This window comes from Stenotrophomonas sp. GL_101 (assembly GCF_057835675.1).
Map to the genome: position 1 here is coordinate 3,138,987 of NZ_CM174432.1, position 18,573 is coordinate 3,157,559.

11 protein-coding genes and 1 tRNA gene are annotated in these 18,573 nt (G+C 66.6%); 7 read left to right on the top strand and 5 right to left on the bottom strand.

Annotation, left to right across the window (positions count from 1 at the left end; all coding sequences use genetic code 11):
• Position 1: 1 nt before the first annotated feature.
• Complete coding sequence (xseA, locus tag AC3IR9_RS13805; protein WP_489291308.1) at positions 2–1,330, top strand: exodeoxyribonuclease VII large subunit; 1,329 nt, start codon at positions 2–4, stop codon at positions 1,328–1,330.
• A gap of 32 nt (positions 1,331–1,362) precedes the next feature.
• Here xseA and AC3IR9_RS13810 read toward each other — a convergent pair whose 3' ends face one another.
• Together AC3IR9_RS13810 and AC3IR9_RS13815 are read right to left on the bottom strand one after the other, a co-directional pair.
• The gene (locus AC3IR9_RS13810; RefSeq protein ID WP_489291310.1) at positions 1,363–2,265 is read right to left on the bottom strand and encodes a M48 family metallopeptidase; all 903 of its coding nucleotides are present in this window, start codon (positions 2,263–2,265) and stop codon (positions 1,363–1,365) included.
• Positions 2,266–2,365: 100 nt separating this feature from the next.
• A complete protein-coding gene (locus AC3IR9_RS13815) occupies positions 2,366–4,243 on the bottom strand; it encodes a formylglycine-generating enzyme family protein (RefSeq protein ID WP_489291311.1) in 1,878 nt (625 codons plus the stop codon).
• 173 nt (positions 4,244–4,416) lie between these two features.
• Here AC3IR9_RS13815 and rnd point away from each other — a divergent pair, with 173 nt between their 5' ends.
• On the top strand, positions 4,417–5,496 hold the full coding sequence (rnd, locus tag AC3IR9_RS13820) for a ribonuclease D (protein WP_489291312.1): 1,080 nt from the start codon (positions 4,417–4,419) through the stop codon (positions 5,494–5,496).
• 252 nt (positions 5,497–5,748) lie between these two features.
• Positions 5,749–6,933, top strand: a complete 1,185-nt coding sequence (locus AC3IR9_RS13825; RefSeq protein ID WP_489291314.1) for a serine hydrolase domain-containing protein — start codon at positions 5,749–5,751, stop codon at positions 6,931–6,933.
• Positions 6,934–6,978: 45 nt separating this feature from the next.
• On the opposite strand, the gene AC3IR9_RS13830 is transcribed toward AC3IR9_RS13825, so the two are convergent.
• Both AC3IR9_RS13830 and AC3IR9_RS13835 read right to left on the bottom strand, forming a co-directional pair.
• Positions 6,979–8,112, bottom strand: coding sequence for a hypothetical protein (locus tag AC3IR9_RS13830; RefSeq protein WP_489291316.1), 1,134 nt, complete (start codon positions 8,110–8,112; stop codon positions 6,979–6,981).
• A gap of 186 nt (positions 8,113–8,298) precedes the next feature.
• On the bottom strand, positions 8,299–10,632 hold the full coding sequence (locus AC3IR9_RS13835; RefSeq protein WP_489291317.1) for a TonB-dependent receptor: 2,334 nt from the start codon (positions 10,630–10,632) through the stop codon (positions 8,299–8,301).
• A 492-nt stretch (positions 10,633–11,124) separates the two neighbouring features.
• Here AC3IR9_RS13835 and AC3IR9_RS13840 point away from each other — a divergent pair, with 492 nt between their 5' ends.
• The 4 genes from AC3IR9_RS13840 (at position 11,125) to AC3IR9_RS13855 (ending at position 14,984) form a co-directional block, all read left to right on the top strand.
• Complete coding sequence (locus AC3IR9_RS13840; protein ID WP_489291318.1) at positions 11,125–12,276, top strand: acetamidase/formamidase family protein; 1,152 nt, start codon at positions 11,125–11,127, stop codon at positions 12,274–12,276.
• A 97-nt stretch (positions 12,277–12,373) separates the two neighbouring features.
• A tRNA-Ala gene (locus AC3IR9_RS13845) sits at positions 12,374–12,449 on the top strand.
• A gap of 156 nt (positions 12,450–12,605) precedes the next feature.
• A complete protein-coding gene (locus AC3IR9_RS13850) occupies positions 12,606–13,823 on the top strand; it encodes a tyrosine-type recombinase/integrase (protein WP_489291320.1) in 1,218 nt (405 codons plus the stop codon).
• A 24-nt stretch (positions 13,824–13,847) separates the two neighbouring features.
• Entirely contained in the window at positions 13,848–14,984 is a 1,137-nt protein-coding gene (locus AC3IR9_RS13855) for a P63C domain-containing protein (RefSeq protein WP_489291321.1), read from the top strand.
• A 633-nt stretch (positions 14,985–15,617) separates the two neighbouring features.
• Here the strand turns inward: AC3IR9_RS13855 and AC3IR9_RS13860 are convergent.
• Complete coding sequence (locus AC3IR9_RS13860) at positions 15,618–18,554, bottom strand: SGNH/GDSL hydrolase family protein (protein WP_489291322.1); 2,937 nt, start codon at positions 18,552–18,554, stop codon at positions 15,618–15,620.
• Between the last annotated feature and the right edge of the window lie 19 nt (positions 18,555–18,573).

Consider the following 18,573-nt stretch of genomic DNA (forward strand, 5'->3'; position numbering starts at 1 on the left):
CATGGACCGCAGCGCGCAGATCCTCACGCCCAGCCAGCTCAACATCCTGGCCCGCGACATGCTGGAAGGCGCCTTCCCGCTGATCTGGGTGGAGGCTGAGCTGGGCAGCGTCACCCGCCCGGCCTCCGGGCACATGTACTTCACGCTGAAGGATGCCCGTGCGCAGATCCGCGCGGCGTTGTTCAAGCCCAAGAGCCAATGGCTGACGTTCGTTCCGCGCGAAGGCATGCGCGTACTCGCGCGTGGCCGGCTGACCCTGTACGAAGCGCGCGGCGAGTACCAGATGGTGCTGGACCACGTGGAAGAGGCCGGCGAAGGCGCGTTGCGCCGTGCCTACGAGCAGCTCAAGGCGCGGCTGGAGGCCGAGGGCCTGTTCGCCGCGGAACGCAAGCGCGCGTTGCCCACGCATGTGCGCCGCCTGGCAGTGATCACCTCGCCGACCGGCGCGGCCGTGCGCGACGTGCTCAGCGTGCTGGCGCGGCGCTTTCCGCTGCTTGAGGTGGACCTGCTGCCCAGCCTGGTGCAGGGCGACAGCGCGGCCGCGCAGATCACCGCGCTGTTGCGCGCCGCCGACGCCAGCGGCCGTTACGACGTGATCCTGCTGACCCGCGGTGGCGGTTCGATGGAAGACCTGTGGGCCTTCAACGACGAGCAGCTGGCCCGCGCGATCGCCGCCAGCCAGACCCCGGTGGTGTCTGCGGTGGGGCACGAAACCGACTTCAGCCTGGCCGATTTCGCCGCCGACCTGCGCGCGCCCACGCCGTCGGTGGCCGCCGAACTACTGGTCCCCGACCAGCGCGACCTGCAGTTGCACGTCCGCCGCCTGGCCGCCCGCATGGTGCAGCTGCAGCGCCACGGACTGGGCCAGGCGATGCAACGCGCCGACCGCGCGCTGCTGCGCTTGAACGCACAGGGCCCGCAGGCCCGCTTGCAGCTGCTGCAACGCCGCCAGCAGGACCTGGCACGGCGCCTGGCCGCTGTCTGGCGGCAACAGCAGGAGCGTCGCCAGGCGCAGCTGCGGCATGCCGCCGCGGTGCTGCGCAATGGCCACCCGCAACGTCGCCTGGACGCCCTGCGCGCGCGCCTGCAGCGCCTGCAACCGCGCGCCGATGCCGCGATGCGCGGCCAGCTGCAGCGCGACCAGCTGCGCCTGCGTGGGCTGGCCCGCTCGATGGAAGCGGTGAGCCCGCTGGCTACGGTGGCACGCGGCTACAGCATCCTCACCCGCGAAGACGACGGCACCCTGGTTCGCTCACCGCTGCAGGTAAGCCCGGGCGATGCGCTCAAGGCGCGCGTGCAGGACGGCGAGATCCGCCTCATCGCCCGGTAGCGCCGAGCGTTGCTCGGCGGATCTACCCGACGTCAACCGCCCGCGCTTTCGCAGTATTTCTGCCGGTACTCCATGGCCTTGGGCATCAGCGCCTGCAGGTTCTGGATCCGCGTGCCGGGGTTGGGGTGCGTGGAAGAAAATTCCGGCGGTGCCTGCCCGCCACTGGCCTGGCCCATGCGTTCCCACAACGGTACCGCTTCGCGCGGGTCGAAGCACGCGGCCGCGGCCAGCATCAGGCCCACTTCGTCGGCCTGGGTCTCATGGCTGCGCGCATACGGCAGCAGGTAGCCGTAGCCCATCGCCGACATCATCATCTGTTGCTGCTGCGGGTCCATGCCGCTGGCCGCACCGGCCATCTGCCCGATCTGGGTCAGCTTCTGCTGGGCCATGCGCTGGGCGCCGTGCCGAAGCAGCGCGTGGGCGATCTCATGCCCCATCACCACCGCCATCGCATCCACCGTGCGCGCCACCGGAATCAGCCCGGTATACACCGCCATCTTGCCGCCGGGCAGGCAGAACGCATTGGCCTGCTCGGACTGGATCACATTGACTTCCCATTCGAAGTCGCGCGAGAAGTGCCCCGGTTTCAACCCATGCTCTTCGGCCAGCGCGGTTTCCACCACGTCCACCTTGGCGATCAGCCGCTGCGCGATCGCGCGTACGTCGCGCGATACCTGCGCGTTGGGATCCATCGGCCGCTCCTGGGCCAGGATCTCCTGGTAGGCCTGCAGGCCGAGCGCCTTTTCCTGCGTGGCATCCAGCGAGCTGTCGATCAGCACGCGCTCGCCGGTGTAGGGGTCCACCGCACGATTGGAAAACCAGTAGAACGCCGCATAGCCGGCAAAGGCCAGCAGCACCCACCAGCGGATGTTGCCGAACAACCCGGGACGACGGGCGCGGCCTGATTGTTGAGCGCCGAAAGGATCGTTGCGCATGGTGCGGCTTCCTCGCTGGACCGGCACACGCTGGCCGGCACGGCGCCATCTTAGTGGCTGCGGAGGGATTTGAGGTGAGGGTCCACCGCCCTGCCCCGGCTTAGATGCCGCGCACCAGGCGGAAGCCGATGCGCGCACTGGTGGTATCTGAATCCTGCGACTGCCGCCACGCCGCGCGGGTCTGCGCCGGCGCATTGGCCCAGTTGCCGCCGCGGATCACCCGCTGCCGGCAGCCGGGGTTGAACCACGCCGCGCCGTCGGCCGGCGCGCGCCGGTAGCTGGCGTGCCAGCAATCGGCGACCCACTCGCTGAGGTTGCCGGCGACATCATGCACGCCCCAGGCATTGGGCTCGAAGCTGGCCACCGGTGCCGGCCCCCAGAAGCCATCGCCATAGCCGACGAAAGCGTTGTACCAGTGCCGGCCGGAAGGCGAGACATCGTCGGCGCCGGTGAAGTTGCCCGAGCGCGGCGGCGGCGTGCCGTCATCACCCCACGGGTAGCGGCCACTGCTGCCGGCACGCAGCACGTACTCGAACTCGGCCTCGCTGGGCAGCCGGTAGGTACGCCCGGTCTGCTCGGACAGCCAGATCGCATAGTGCTCGGCATCGCGTACGCTGACGTGCATCACCGGCGAATTGGCCAGTGCCGGCGCACCGTTGTAGTCCGACTGCCAATCCACGCCGCTGTGGCGGACGAAGTTGCCGCTGCGCTCGTCATAGACGATCGAATGCCCGCGTCGGGTGGCACGCGGGCGGGCGTTGCTGGTCTGTACGTAACGGCGGAAATCGGCCACGGTGACTTCGGTGATCGACAGCGCAAAGCCCCGCTCGAAACGCACGTAATGCGACGGCTTTTCGGCATCGCTGGCGCCCAGCTCGCCCTCGCCGGCCCCCATCTGGAACCCGCCGTGCGGTACCACGATCATCTGCGGGCCACGGCCCCCGTCGCGCAACGCATCGCTGAACACCTGGCGCGGGCGGAAGCTGCCGTAGTGGGTGGCCAGCTCGATGCGCTCACGCAGCTGGCCCACCACCGGGTCGCCGGGCAGCGCGATGCGCAGCGCATCCTCAAGCTTTTCGCGCGCCGGCTTCAGCCCCTGCGGGGTGGACAGGTCGCGCAGGCCCTCATCGCGCAGGCGGGTCAGCGTCTCGGCGCGGATGCGCTCGATCCGCTCGAACGCATCGGCAATGGTGACCGACGAATCGCGCACCTTGGCCGCCTCGGCAAGCCAGCTGCCGGTGCTGGCGAAATCGCCGCGGCGCGCCGCCGTCTCGGCACGGCGGATCAATGCGCTCTCGGCAGCGGCCAGGCCCTGGCGCGCGCGCGCGTCCTCCGGGTTCAACGCCAGCGCGTCGCGGAAGTTGGGCATCGCGCCGTCGCCGTCCTCGCCGATCCGGTCGGCGCGCAGGTCATCTTCGCCGGCCCGGTTGTAGGCGATCACCCGCTGGGCGATTTCCACCCGCGACTGCAGCTGGCGCACGCGTGCATCCTCCGGGGCGATCGCCAGCAGCACCAAGGCCATCTCGCTGGCCTGGGCCAGTGCCTCGCGTTGCTTCAGGGGCCGCGACAACAGCGTGCCGGCCTCATCGAGCAGGCGCTTCTGCGCACGCTTGCGTCCCTCCAGTGCCTGGCGATCCCGGGCGTCGCGCTGGAGCAGGGCCAGCCAGATCGGGATCGCCGCACCGGCATCGGCATACAGGTGATCCTGTTCAAAGGCCTGCGCCGCCTGGCGGCGTGCCGCGGCCACCGCGTCATCGTCGATCTCCACTACCGGCGGCTGCCAGCGCTGCACGGTCTCGGCGGCATCCTGGCCGCCGATCGTCACCTGGGCCTTGGCCCGCGCCGCTGGCGCCGGCGCAGTGCGCGCGGCGGCCGTCGCCGTGGCCTTTGCCTTGGCCGGCGGCGGTACGTCGGCCGAGCACGCCGCAAGCGTGAGCAGCAGGGCCAGCAGCAGCGGAGGGGAGGCGGAAGCGCGCAAACGAAGGTTCCTTGCAACCAGGGGCAAGCATTGCTGAATCGACCCGGCCAAGGCAAGCCGGGCCCGGGCCGCACGGCCGGCGCGGGCCGGGGAGTTGATGATACCGGCGCGCGGCTCGGCCACGGCGCGCTATCCTCTTGCCCATGCAATTTCCTGCAGTAGACGGAACCCACGTGGCTTACTGGATCAAAACCCCGGCGGAACTGGACGAGCGCTACCGCCAGCGCCCCACCCGGATCGGGCTGGACACCGAATTCATCCGCGAACGCACCTACTGGCCGCAGCTGGCCCTGGTGCAGATGGCCGTCGGCGATGAAATCCTGCTGATCGACCCGCTGATCCCCGGCATGAACGAGGCGCTGGCCCCGTGGCTGGCCGATACCGCCATCCTGAAGATCATGCACAGCGCCAGCGAAGACCTGGTGACCTTCAAGGTCGCCTGCGGCGTGCTGCCGCGGCCGCTGTTCGATACCCAGATCGGTGCATCGCTGGCAGGCATCGGCGGTGGCATGGGCTATCAGAAGCTGGTCAACGCGATCACCGGGGTGACCCTGGCCAAGGGCGAGACCCGTTCGGACTGGATGCGCCGGCCGTTGTCGGACGCGCAGCTGGAGTATGCCGCCGATGACGTCGAGTACCTGTTCGGGATCCACGACGCGATCGAGGCCAAGCTGACCGAGCTGGATCGTCGCCAATGGCTGCAGGACGATGCCGAACGGCTGCTGGCCAGTGTGGAAAACGACGAGGAGCGCTGGCCGCATGTGGCGATGCGTTCGGCGCAGTTCATGGACACCCCCGCGCAGATGCGTTTGCTGCGTCTGCTGCGTTGGCGTGATGTACAGGCCCGCGCCAGCGACAAGCCGCGCAGCTGGATCCTCGACAACGAACTGGCCGCCGTGCTCGCGCGCACGCCACCGGCCGACGTGGCCGCGCTGGACAAGTTGATGGAAGGCTTCCCCAAAGCGCCGCGCAAACTGGTCGGCGCCGTCTGGCAGGCGTTGACCACGCCGTTGGACGACGAAGCCGACGCGCCCCTGGCGCTGCCGGCCAACGACAACAACAAGCAGGTGCTCAAGCGGATGCAGGATGCGGTCAGCGCGCGCTCCGCCGAACTGGGCCTGCCCGATGGCGTGCTGGCCTCGCGCAAGCATCTGGAAAGTTATCTGGAAAGCCAGCAGTGGCCGGTCGCGCTGGCCGGCTGGCGACAGCGCGAACTGGAGCCGGTGCTGGCACCGTTGCTGCCCACCGCCTGAGCAGAGCAAGCGCGTGGCGGCAGGTCGCCACGCGCAGCATTACCGGCAGGGTGTGATCTGCCGACCTGAGCTGCATCGCAGCGGGGCTACCGCTGGGCCGCGCAGCGCAGCGCTTGCTGAATACCTGCTGCAGAAGCATGACTGCAGACACATGAATACGGGTTCGGTCGCGTGCAAGAGTGGCTTGCACGACCTGCCCCACGGCGCCAGCGGATCGACGCCGCCCTTCGGTTTCCCCTACAAGGATTTTCCATGCACTCGATCCCTCTCCGAAGGACCGTCATTGTTGCGCGCGCTCCGTCCCTGCCGCGACGCGCGCGCCACTGGCTTGCCCTCGGCCTGCTGCTGGCCGCCGGTGCCGCGCATGCAAGCCCACCGCTGGCCTCGCGCGTTGCCCAGGCCATGGACGGCACCGCTACCCCGGCCATGGGCGTGCTGGTGATCCGCGATGGCAAGATCGCCGAACAGGCGGTGCACGGCCTGCGCCGCAATGACGACAAGCGCGTCGCCACCGGGGAAGACACCTGGATGATCGGCTCGACCGGCAAGCCGATCACCGTGGCACTGATCGCCCGCCTGGTGGAACAGAAGGTGTTGTCCTGGGATGCACCGCTGTCGGCGATGCTGCCCGACCTGGCTGCGACGATGCTGCCGGCCTACCGCGACGTTACGTTGGTGCAGTTGCTGTCGCATCGCGCCGGGCTGCCGGAGAACCTCACCGATACCGCCGCGCTGGACGCGTTCTTCACCGACACCCGCCCACTGCCGGTGCAGCGCGAGGCCTACATCAAGACCGCACTGACCGAAGCGCCCGTGCATCAGCCCGGCGGCGAGTTCGGCTACAGCAACACCGGCTTCCTGATCGCCGCGGTGATCGCAGAACGTGCCACTGGCCAGAGCGTTGAAGCACTGATGCAGCGCGAGGTGTTCACCCCGCTGGGCATGACCGGTGCCGGCTTCGGCCCCACGCCCGCCGGCCAACCGCTCGGCCATCGCGCGGGCAAGCCGGTCACCGACCTGCCGCGCAAGTCCGATGACGGCGTACCGCCGCTGTACACCGCCGCCGGCAACCTGCACATGCGCCTGCAGGATCTGGCCCTGTTTGCGATCGACCAGCTCGCCGGCAGCCAGGGCAAGGGCAAACTGCTCTCACCGGCCTCCTACACCCTGATGCAGACCGCGCAACCGGGCAGCCCGTCCGGGCTGGACTGGGGCGTGCAGCCGTCCATCGCCGGCCGCCAGGGCCCGGTGCTGGTCCACGGTGGCTCCGATGGCAACTGGCTGGCCTGGGTGGCGCTGTTCCCGGCCCAGAACAGCGGCGTGATCGCCATCGCCAACGCGGCCGAGGACATGGGCGCGGACAAGGCCACGATGGGCGTACTCGGCGGGTTGTTCGCCGAGCTGGCCCCGGCGCTGGCCCCCGTACCGGGCAAGTGACCCGGTGAAGACGCGTGGCCCCGCTCGCGCGCGGCCACGCGTCCCTCACACGTAGCCGCGTGATTTCAACCGTGTCCAGCGCTCGGGGCCGATCGCACTGCGCATCCCCGGCAACGGATCAAGGTTGCCGCTGTTGTCGGCCACGGCGACCACGAAATCATCGGTGGTATGCAGCAGCGCACGGCGTTGTGGCGCATCCAGCCACGCGGCCACCTGCTTCAGCACACGCTTGGCCGACACCGAACTCTGGCGCACCTCCATGTACTGGCCGTGGCGCTGGCATGCCTCGGTCAGCGCGGGGAGATCGAACCAGTGTTCGTCGGCGTCGCCTTGCGCATGGCGGATCTCGTCCGGTGCCCAGAGGTAATAGCGGACGTCCTCGCCACGCGCCAGCACCGCATCGCGGTACGACTGCCGCCCCCAGACCAGGAACGGAGGCCACGCGGCGGGGGTGTCCTCGTCGGTGAAGCACAGCAGCAGGCAATACAGCGGCTCGGCACGTGGAATGCGCGGCAGCTGCGCGGCGATCGCCGCCATCAGCCGGCGCTCGACCTCGGCGCTCAGGGTTGCCAGGGTTTCACCCGGACGTGGGCGCTGGTACTCCAGGCGCCGCTGTCCGCTGGGACTGCCATCGGCCTCCAGGTATTCCAGCACGATCGTATCGAGCTGGCCGGCATCGTCGTAGGTATAGATGTTCTGGCACCACCAGGTGCGTGGGTCCGACGACCAGTTTTCGATCACCACGCGCTGCAGCTGGTCGCCCTGCCAGTGGTAGGTCTGGTTGAATCCGCGCGCAGCGTCGACGAGATCCAGCCCGAGCAGGCGCCCGTCCTGCTCACGGTGCTCCCATGCCGCGTTGATATCGCCATCGGCATCGAACGCCAGGCCGTGGCGCACGCCGGGCGCGTGCAGCCAGGCCATCGTGCAGCCGTTGGGCCAGCACTCGATCACCACCTGGTCGTGCGCGTCCAGGCCGTGGCGCACGTGCACCTGCGGTTTCGCCCTTGCATCGGCGATCCAGCGCGTTGCCGGGCCGCCATGGTGCTCCTGCGAGAAGGGCGTCTGCGACCCCATCGATTCATTGGCCCAGCGCCAACGCACCACCTGCGCCCGGCACCGGGCCAGCAGGTCGATGGCGGCGGATGGGTCACGGTAGCGTGCATGGAGCTGCTTGAGCATGGTCGAGGTCCGTTCAACGGCAGGCGCCCGGGCATCGTGGATGCCAGCTGCGGCTGCGGACGATAGCACGCAGGCACGCCATCGCCCGCCCCTGCAAACGACGACGCCCTGCGGGTGCAGGGCGTCGCGGGTACCACCTTGCGCAGGCTGCCGGCACCGCGTCATCGCGGTGCCGGCGCATGCCACTTACCAGTTCATGTTGAGCGAAACACCCACGGTGCGCGGCTCGTTGTACACCGCGGCCATGTAGTTCTCGATCACGCCCTTGAGGTTCTTCTCGTTGGTGATGTTGCGCGCGAACAGCGCCACTTCCCACGCACCGTAGTTGGCCGAATAGCCCAGCTTGAGGCCACCTTCGAAGCTGCCCTTGGAATTGAACTCGGCCGAGTCGTACAGCACGAAGCTGGTGTAACCCTGCTTGTTCCAGTCGGTGGACACGAAGAACACATCGCTGTCGTTGACCGGCACGTCGTAACGCGCGGCGATGTTGATGTTGTACTTCGGTGCGTTCGGCAGCGGGTTGCCGTTGATCTGGGCGAAGGTGTTGGCACCGACCTTGATGGTCGGGTCGTTCACCGTGCACACCACCGCGCCGTTCAGCGCACAGACCTGCGCGTACACGCGGTCGTCCTGGATCTCGCTGTGCAGCAGGCTGATACCGGCGCTCAGGGCCAGGTTCGGGATCGGACGCAGTTCCATGTCCGCTTCCAGGCCGTAGGCCCTGGCCTTGTCGGCGTTGAACAGCACGCCGTTGCCATCCGAATCGTTGCCGTTGAGCTGGATGTCATTGACCGCGTAGGTGAAGGCGGCGGCGTTCAGGCGCAGGCGGTTGTCCCACAGGCTGCTCTTGATGCCCGCTTCCCAGGACAGGATGGTTTCGGACTCGGCCGTGGTGAAATCGGCGTTGAACACCGCCGAACGGCCCTGGATGGTGGGGCCACGGAAGCCGCGCGCAACGCGGGCATACACGCTGAACTGCGGGTTGAACGCGTACATCGCGCTGACGTCCCAGCTCGGCGTGGTATCGGACATTTCCACGTCGGTGCGACCCTTGTAGGTCACCACGCCGGCGGCGCTGTCGGCGGTCTTGAGCAGGCGCGTGTGTTTCTCATCGCGGGTCTGGCGCAGGCCGGCGGTCAGGGTGAACTTGTCGGTGACGTCGTAGCTGAGCTGGCCGAAACCGGCCCACGAGGTGTTCTCGTTGCGCAGCCGCACCCAGTTGTTCGGGTTGCGTGCGTTGCCCTGCAGGAAGTAGCCGCGCTGGTAGAAATCGGTGGTATCGCGGCCGTCGAAGTAGAACGCGCCAACCTGCCACTTCAGGCGGTTGTCATCGCCATTGGCCAGGCGGACTTCCTGGGTCCACTGGTCGAGGTCGCGGATCTGGCCCATCGACTGGCCATAGCCGTTGGGCAGGCCGTTGACCGGGTAGTTCACCGCCGCGCCGCCATCGGTGTCGCCGCGGCTGTAACCGGAGGTGGTTTCGTAGGCGGTGATCGAGGTCAGCGAGATATTGCCGAAATCGTAGACCGCCTTCAGCGAGCCACCGTAGGTCTTGTACGACTGCGGGTTGTTGTCGGCTTCATCGTAGGCCACGCGGTCGCGCGGCACGTCGGTCTTGTTGGAGCCCCGGGTCAGCGCATTGCGCAGGAACAGCGTCGAGGTGCCGTCGTAATCGCGGGCGTGGGCCGAGGCCAGCAGCGAGAAGTTGTCGTTGGGCTGCAGCAGCAGCTGGGCACGCACGTTGCGGTCGTCGAAGCCCCCCATGGCGTTCTTGCGCGGTGCCACCGTGCCATCGGCGCTGGGGCCGGTGTAGGTGTTGTCCACGTAGTCGTCGCGATGCTGGTACAGCGCCGAGACGCGGAACGAGGCGATGTCGTTGATCGGGCCGCCGAAGCCGCCATCGACGGCCACGCTGCCGTAGCTGCCGTAGCTGGCCTGCACGCGGCCGCTGTAGTCCTGGCTCGGCTTGATGCTGTCGAACTTGACGATGCCGGCGGTGGTGTTGCGGCCGAACAGCGTGCCCTGCGGACCACGCAGTACTTCGATCTGGTCCACGTCGTAGACCGGGTTGGACTTCAGCACCACGTGCTCCAGGACCACGTCGTCCTGGATGATCGAGACCGGCTGCGAGGCACCCAGGTAGAAATCGATGTTGCCCAGGCCACGAATGTAGAAGCGCGGGAAGATGCGCCCGGTGGTGGTCTCGGCGTAGAAGCTGGGCACCTTGCCGGACAGCGCGAGCAGGGTGTCATCGCCACCGGCGGTGTAGTCGCGGATCTTCTCGCCCTGGACCACGCCGACCGAGACCGGCACGTCCTGCAGGTTGCGCTCGCGATGGTCGGCGGTGACGGTGATCGCGTCCAGCGCGGTTGGCGAAGCATCCTGCGCCATCGCGGTGCCGGCCAGGCCGAGCAGCGAGGCGGTGGCACAGGCCAGGGCCAGCGCATGGCGGCGCGGCAGGGCGGTGCGGGGGCAGGAGGAGGAACGCGTCGACACAAGGGAGGTGCGGTGGGCAGGCATGCAAGGGTCTCGGGCAGTACTGATCGGGGTAGCGTGCGGGGCACGCGGGAAAACAACAGCGGCACCCCCGTTTACACAGGGATGCGGCACGGTATTGCGTGGATGTTTCAAGCAGGTTGCAGGGCGCTGACCGGTTGTCGGTGCGGCCGGAAGTCGTGGCGCGGATTATGCCCGGCCTGCCGGTGCCCCGGAAGAGCAACGGCGATCCGCTGGCGATCCCGCCAAGTGCGGCATGGCTATCGGGTGGGTGGCCGTTCGGCACTTGCCCGCCCTCAAGGCAGATGCGATCACTGTGCTCCCGATCCAACCGAGATGACCGTCAATGCTGCGTAGCCTTCTGCTGCCGGTGGCCCTGCTGCTGTCCCCCCGCTGGCCCATGCCGCCGACCCCCGCTACCTGGTCACCACCGACCTGTGGGGCAACCCGGCCTACCAGCTGCTGTCGCTGCCCGATAGCGAGGGTGCGCTGGCAGGCCGCTTCGATGGCGACCCGTTGCAGGGCCGCCGCGACGGGCGCGAGGTGACCTTCAGCGTGACCGGCAGCGACGGCGCGATCTATCGCTTCCGCGCAGAACAGGCCGGCCAGACCCTGCGCGGCCGTGCCGACTACCCCGATTCCAACACCCCCGGGGCACGCGCCGAACATGCCTTCAGCGCACGTCGCCTGCCTGATCGGCCCAGCGGCGGCCCACGTCGGCATGATTTCGTGCCCACCGACTACGCCAACGAATTCTCTGCGCATCGCGCGCCGGTACTCACGGTCTGGCCCGGCGACAGCATCCGCACCACCACCGTGGATTCCGGCGGTGTCGATGCACAGGGCCAGACCCGCGCGCTGTTCGGCAACCCGCAGACCGGCCCGTTCTTCGTCATGGACGCCGAACCGGGCGACATGCTGGCCGTTCACATCACCCGGCTGCGCTTGAATCGGGACTATGCCGACAGCCTGGACAGCATCGTCGGCCGCGCACTGACGCCGGCCTTGGCGGCCAAGGCCCAGGCCCTCGGCAAGCCGGTCCGCTGGACCCTGGATCGCGACCGTGGGCTGGCCCGTCCCAGTGCCGGCACGGGGCCACTGAAGGATTTCCAGGTGCCGGTGCAGCCCATGCTGGGCGGCCTGGCGGTAGCACCGGGCTTCGGCAGCGCATCGCTGTCCACCGGCGACACCGGTCGCGGCGGCGGCAACATGGATTTCAATGAAGTGCGTGAAGGCGCGACCGTCTACCTGCCGGTGCAGCAGCCCGGCGCGCTGCTCTACCTGGGCGATGCGCACGCCCTGCAGGGCGATGGTGAGACCTCGCAGTACGCGCTGGAGACCTCGATGGACGTGGAGATCCGCGTCGAACTGGTCAAGGCCCGGCCGCTGTCCGCGCCCCGGGTGGAATCGGCCACCCAGCTGATGGTGCTCGGCCAGGCCGGATCGCTGGACGAGGCGTTGCGCGCGGCCACCGCCGGCATGGCGCAGTGGCTGGAGCAGGACTATGGGCTGGGCCTGTCCGAGACCGCCCAGGTGATGGGCAGCGCAGTGCAGTTCGTGATGGCCAACCTGGCCGGACGCAGCGTGGGGATCGCAGCGAAGATCGACAAAGCCGTATTGGCACCGATTCCGCGCACGCCCCCCGCACCGGCGGTTCCCGACCACTGACCATCGGCCCCCTTGGCAGCCGGCATCGGGCAGCGCTAGACTAGGACGGTCGTTTGCAGGGCGGCCAGGCCGCTCCGCTTCGATCCCGCAGCACCTTGGGGCCATAGCTCAGCTGGGAGAGCGCGTCGTTCGCATCGACGAGGTCAGGAGTTCGATCCTCCTTGGCTCCACCAAACATTAGCCCGATAGGGCACTCGAAAGGCCGGAAGACCTGCAAAAACAGGGCTTTCGGCCTTTTTCGTTGGACTGGCAAAGACGAGCCGGCACGTTGCAGCTGGTGAGACTCTGGGGGCATATTTTGGGGCACCTGCCCTCCGCCCCCAAAACCGATGCCCCCACTTTCCGATCTCGCGATTCGGCGCGCCAAGCCGACCGGCAAAACCCAGAAGCTGTTTGATGGCGGCGGTCTCTACCTGGAGGTCTCGCCTGCAGGCGGCCGGTGGTGGCGGATGAAGTACCGCTTTGGCGGCAAGGAGAAGCGCCTGGCGCTGGGCGTGTATCCAGAGGTCACCTTGGCGCTGGCGCGGAACCGTCGAGAGGATGCGCGGCGGCTGCTGGCCCAAGGCGCCGACCCTGGCCAGCAGAAGAAGGACGCGGCGGCGGCCAAGGCCGGGCTGGCTGCGCTCACGTTTGAGTCCATCGGGCGCGAGTGGATGAAAGGCCGTATCTGGGCGCCGTCGTACAGGATCAAGGTCGAGGCGTGGATGGACAACGACGTGTTCCCTTGGATCGGATCCAGACAGGCCGCTGACCTTGAGGCTCCCGACTTCCTGTCGATCGCCCGACGCATGGAGCGGCGCGGCGCCATCGAGTCCGGGCATCGAGTCATCCAGAACTGCGGGCAGATCATGCGCTTTGCCATCGCATCGGGCCTCGCCAAGCGCAACCCGGTCGCAGACCTGCGCGGCGCGCTGCAGCCGAAGCCCAAGCGCCACTACGCTGCCCTGGCCGAGCCGAAGGAGTTGGCGCCGTTGCTGCGCGCCATCCACGCTTATCAGGGCCGCCCAGTTACGCGCTGGGCGCTGGCGCTGGCACCGCTGGTGTTCGTACGGCCGGGCGAGCTACGCCAGGCGGAATGGACGGAGTTCGATCTGGACGCCGGCGTCTGGCTGATCCCAGCCGACCGGATGAAGATGCGCGCCGAACACCTGGTGCCGCTGTCGAGGCAGGCTCTGGCCATCCTGCGGGAGATTCACCCGTTGACCAACCGTGGCAAATACGTGTTCTGCGGCCGCAACAGCGTCCAGCGCCCGCTGAGCGAGAACACGGTCAATACCGCACTCCGGCGGATGGGTTTCGAGAGTGATCAGATGACCGGCCACGGGTTCCGCGCCACGGCACGCACCATCCTGGACGAGGTCCTGGGCTTCCGGCCGGACATCATCGAGCACCAGCTGGCGCATGCCGTGCGCGACCCCAACGGGCGGGCCTACAACCGCACCACTCACCTGGTGGAGCGCACCCGGATGATGCAGGAATGGGCGGACTACCTGGACCGGCTGCGCACCGGCACCGTGGTGCAGCTGAGGCAGGATCAGGCCGCCTGACCTTCGTCGCAGGTCGGCAGGCGGATGGCGATCGAGGGGCTACCACTCGCCCGGCAGCTTCAGCGCTTCGCGCAGACGCCGGGTCTGTTGCAGCTCGTTCGCAAGCATATTGACCACTTTTGCTTGCTGGCGCATATTGCAAGCATCCCGAATAGGAATGCTTGCATGACCGATGAGAGCCCGCAGTCCGCAGGAGGAAAGGCACGAGCCAGCTCCCTATCTGGAACCCAGAAGAGCGAAATAGCCCGGAAGGCTGCCGAGGCACGTTGGAACGGCACTGCCAAGGCGACTCACGAGGGGACGTTAACGATTGCGGGGGTCCCCCTTACCTGCTACGTCCTCGAAGATGGAAATCGGTATATCAGTACGCGCGGTATCATGAAGGCCCTCGGACGGCCTTGGCGTGGCCGGAAATATACTGGGACCGAACTGCCCGTTTTTTTGGAAGCCGCCAACCTTTCCCCGTTTATAAACAAAGACTTGCAGGAAATATTGACCGGGACCGAAGTTCGTAGCACGAAGGGGGTCGTTTCGGAGGCGTTTCGGGCAGAGGCGCTCCCCGCCGTATGCGATATCTATCTGCAAGCGCGTCAGGCGGACGCCTTGACGAGGGCTCAGTTGACGGTTGCACAGCAAGCAGAAGCCCTTGTACGCGCACTCGCGCAGTTGGGCATCATCGCCTTGGTCGACGAAGCTACCGGCTATCAGGAAGTCCGGCCCCGCGATGCCTTGCAGCAGTACTTGGATATCGTTCTTCGCAAGGAGCTGGCTGTTTGGTCGAAGCGGTTCCCGGACGAATTTTACGAGAACATCTACAAACTGAAAAACTGGCCTTGGCCTGGAATGCGGAAGAACCGTTTCAGCGTAGTCGCGCATTACACGCGTGATCTTGTCTATGACAGGTTAGGACCAGGCGTGCTGAAGGAACTGGAAGCCCGTACCCCAAAAAACGAAAAGGGCGAGCGCTCCAACAAGCTCCACCAGTGGCTTTCCGACGATGTTGGCCACCAACTGCTTGCGCAGCACCTCCACTCCCTAATCATGTTCCAGCGCCTGGCTATCGCCAGCGGTCATGGCTGGCAGCGATACGTGAAAATGGTCGATCAGGTCCTTCCAAAAAAGGGCGAGACACTCGAGCTTCCTCTCACTGAACCGGATTGATCATCGGGACGACCCGCTAGCCATGCCGCTCGCCAGCGAGTCCCCTTCCATAGAGGCTGAGCGGGCAGCGGCAACTGCATCCAGCTCCTTCACGAGCTGCTGGGCCTCGGCGAATGGAATAGGCCCGACGACACATATCAGCCGCTCCAAGCCATCTACCTGTAGAAGTTGCTGGCTGTAGTGAACTGATTCCCCTGCTCCATTGAGCGCATCAAACTCGCCTCGGTTCGGATCAGGCATTTCCTCGCCGTGAAGTGGACCACCCAAACACCAAATCTTCATGACACTTCCCCCTATCGTCGGTATTGATCAGAGCGGAGTAGCACAGCGCCATCAGCTCCGCGGCTTGATTTACTTATCAGGCGACCCGAAGCGAAATCCCTTTGCCACCCAGCGAATCATGAAGATGAGGAAGTAGGCCAAGAACCAACTCCCCGCTGGGACGACCAATACAGCGAACAGCAACCCGCCCCAGTTAAATACCCTCCCATAAGGTACAGCTGGGTAAAGGCCTCCAGGGACATGGTCACCCCGTACTGGCGGACCAGCTTCTGGTATTCGGCGTTGATCTTGGCGGAATAGCACATGGTGCGGATGAGGCCGCACCCGGCGTATCCGCCGCGTGACGATCTCCTACCCCAGCAGCCCCTGCACCAGGAGCTGCCCGTAACGCCGCAACTCGGCAGGCCCGGGGTGATTGAACAGCGCGGCAGCCCCCAGCGAATTGGCACTTGCCCCCATACCGCCCAGCTGGTCATCGGTGACGATCCAGTGCTGCGCAGCGAAGGCTGCCCCGGATTCCATGGCAGCGCGATACAACGCCTGGTTGGTGTAGTTCCATCCGGTCAGCACTGGCCCGTCCACGGAGTTCCGACGCGGGACCGACATGACCACCACGTCCATGCCCACGGCCTTAGCCTGGCTGACGATGCTCTTGATGTTGGCCAACGTCGACGCCTGCCCAAGCTCATTCATGCCGAAGTGCAGCAGCAACACGTCCGCACCGGAATCCAATACCGCCTGCAATCGAGCAGGCCAGAGCCCGTTGTGCTGGCTGTTGGCTGAGGTGCTGCCGCCACGCCCGAAGTTGAGATAGGTAACCGCCTGCCCGGTGAACTGCTCCAACGCTTCGACCAAGGACCACGCCGCACCGATCTTCACGTGCACCTGGCCCTCCCCATCACCAAAATCGAACTTGGGCAGCGCAGCCACCGTATCGGCCGGCATGTTGATCAGGTAGTTCTCCGGCCGGTCGCGTGCCACCCCATTGGCCGTGTAGGGCGGATCACCCAGTTGGATCGCCACGATGGAGTCACCATAGCTGGCAACGGTGATGGCCTCGCCCCGTGACGCCTTGCCGAGCAGGCGGGCCAGCATCCGGCGATTGTGCTGCAGCAGGTACTGCCAGTCGCTTTCGGCGCCGCGCCGGATGACGCCACCCTCGAACTCGCCGGCAGGAATCACCTCTACTGCCTCGCCCACCACCAGACAGTAGGCGATGATCACCTGCCCCGTATCGGCGGACGGCTGATACTCGATTGCATCGAAGTCCCGCTCGACGCCCTTCTTCACCGTAATCGCCATCGACTGCGGGTCGATCTGAATCAGGTCGTAGCGCTCGCGCGCATAGTCGAAGGTCGTATCGACGTTGAAGGGCGCGGTGTTGACCAGCCCGCGCAGCTTGCCATTGACGTGGGCAGCGTAGTCCGTGCCCAGCACCAGCGCCGAGCTGTCCAGGCTACGCACCGCCGACACGTTGCTGATGTGCCGGCGGCCAAGCCACGGGTTCGGGTTGCTGACGAACAGGGCGCTGGCCACGTAGTACTGCAGCGGGTAGTCCTCGACCACCTGCGTGCCGGTCGCGGCCGGATCCAGAGTGACCGTCCCGCTCAGCGGCAGGCGCTGGTTGCCCGAGTACGCAAGCCCTCCCACATCCACGTCCAGGCCCGTCGCGCCGAAGGTCGGCATGAACCGGTCAAGCAGGTAGGACAGGTCGATATCGGCCAGCCCCTGCACCTTGTCCGAGGCCACCATCAGCTCATCGAAGAAGGCTTCCACCGTGGTGGCACCAGGCGCGGCCAGAGCCGTGAAGCCACCTGCGCCCTGCCGGTAGTAGCCACGCTGGATCTGCGTCAGGCCGCCGATGTTGTTGATCCGGGCCAGACCCATGCGCGCCCGCGCGCCGGTCGAGGTGAGCGCCTCAATGTCCACGATCAGGGTCGAAGCGGCCGGGATCGCCACCGGGTTGAAGCGCAGATCCACATCCTGCGCCACGTCGGTCTGCGGGTACTGCGAGGCCAGAATCGTATTGGTCGCCAGCAGCTGATCGCCATCGGCCGCGCTGGGTGCACCGGCGTAGCTGGAACCGTTCGGTCGGGCCCAGACCTGCAGCACGTACCGGTGGACCGTCGTCAGGTAGTCCAGGTGCGCGCGGATCCGGTTGATGATGCCGCCCTTGGGCGTAAAGCCCACGGCCCAACGATTGAAGTTGCTGGCGCCTGAGAAAACGGTGTCATAGGGCGTGGTGTCGTTGACTGCCACCGACACCAATTCGGTAAGGCCCTGCAACGTCGATATCTGATCGTCCTGCACCACGTTCTGCTCGGCAACTTGCTGGACCGTTTCAGCCAGCGGGTTGGTGGCAACGCGGTTGATGGCCTGAAAAGCGAGCTGGTTGGGGGCTGCGACAAGGTTGTCCGATACGCCTTGGGTGAACCAGCCACGTGCGTACTGCGTCGAACTGGCCGCGTCGTTCTTGCGACCGATCGAAAGGAAGCCGCGAGCACTGAGCTTCCACAGCAACAGGTCGGTTCCGCTGGCAGTCACCGACTGTGGCAGGCGAATGCTGATCTCGCGCCAGTCATTGGAGTCCGACAACAGCGCGCCATCGATGGTCGTCTCAGCCAGCAGCGTGTCATTCGGCCCCGGCGGCATCGCGCCAGAGGCGCCGGTTGCCCGGAGATATGCCTGCAGCGTCAGTGGCCCGATGGACTGCACCCCCTCCATCCAGAAGCGGAACAGGTTGACGGTGGCGCCGGCCGGGGCGAAGCCCGCTGCAAAGGCGGTGATGTTGGATGCCGACGGGTAGGTGCTGTTGCGAACCGTCTGTGCCACCGTCGTCTCGGTGATATCAATCAGCTGCAGCACATCGCTCATGTCACCCGAAAGCTCGCCCACCGAATACTTGTCGGCCTTCAGGGCAAGAATCAGAGGACCATTCCACCGCCATGCGGCGCCGGTCCAGCTGTACTGACCCGAGTTGCTTACCGTTACTCCGCTGACCGGATCCACGTGGGTCCCGGTATCGAACTGCACCTGAGCAGTCATTCCGGTTGGCTGGCCGGTATCTGCCGACAGTTCCGCCCACGTGGCGTAGGAGCGCAGGCCATTGTCGGCCAGGAAGTCCTCAAACTCGGACTCGATCCCATTCCAACTACGCCGGGCAACGCCCTTGCGGTCCTGCCACGTGGGTGCCGGACCGTTGATGCCAGCGTCCAGGTTCTCGGCGTTGTCGTACAAATCCTTGACAGCAGTCGACGGCACCGCGTTCCCGGTGTTGAAGGTCGTCATCTCTATGGTTCTCCGGTGG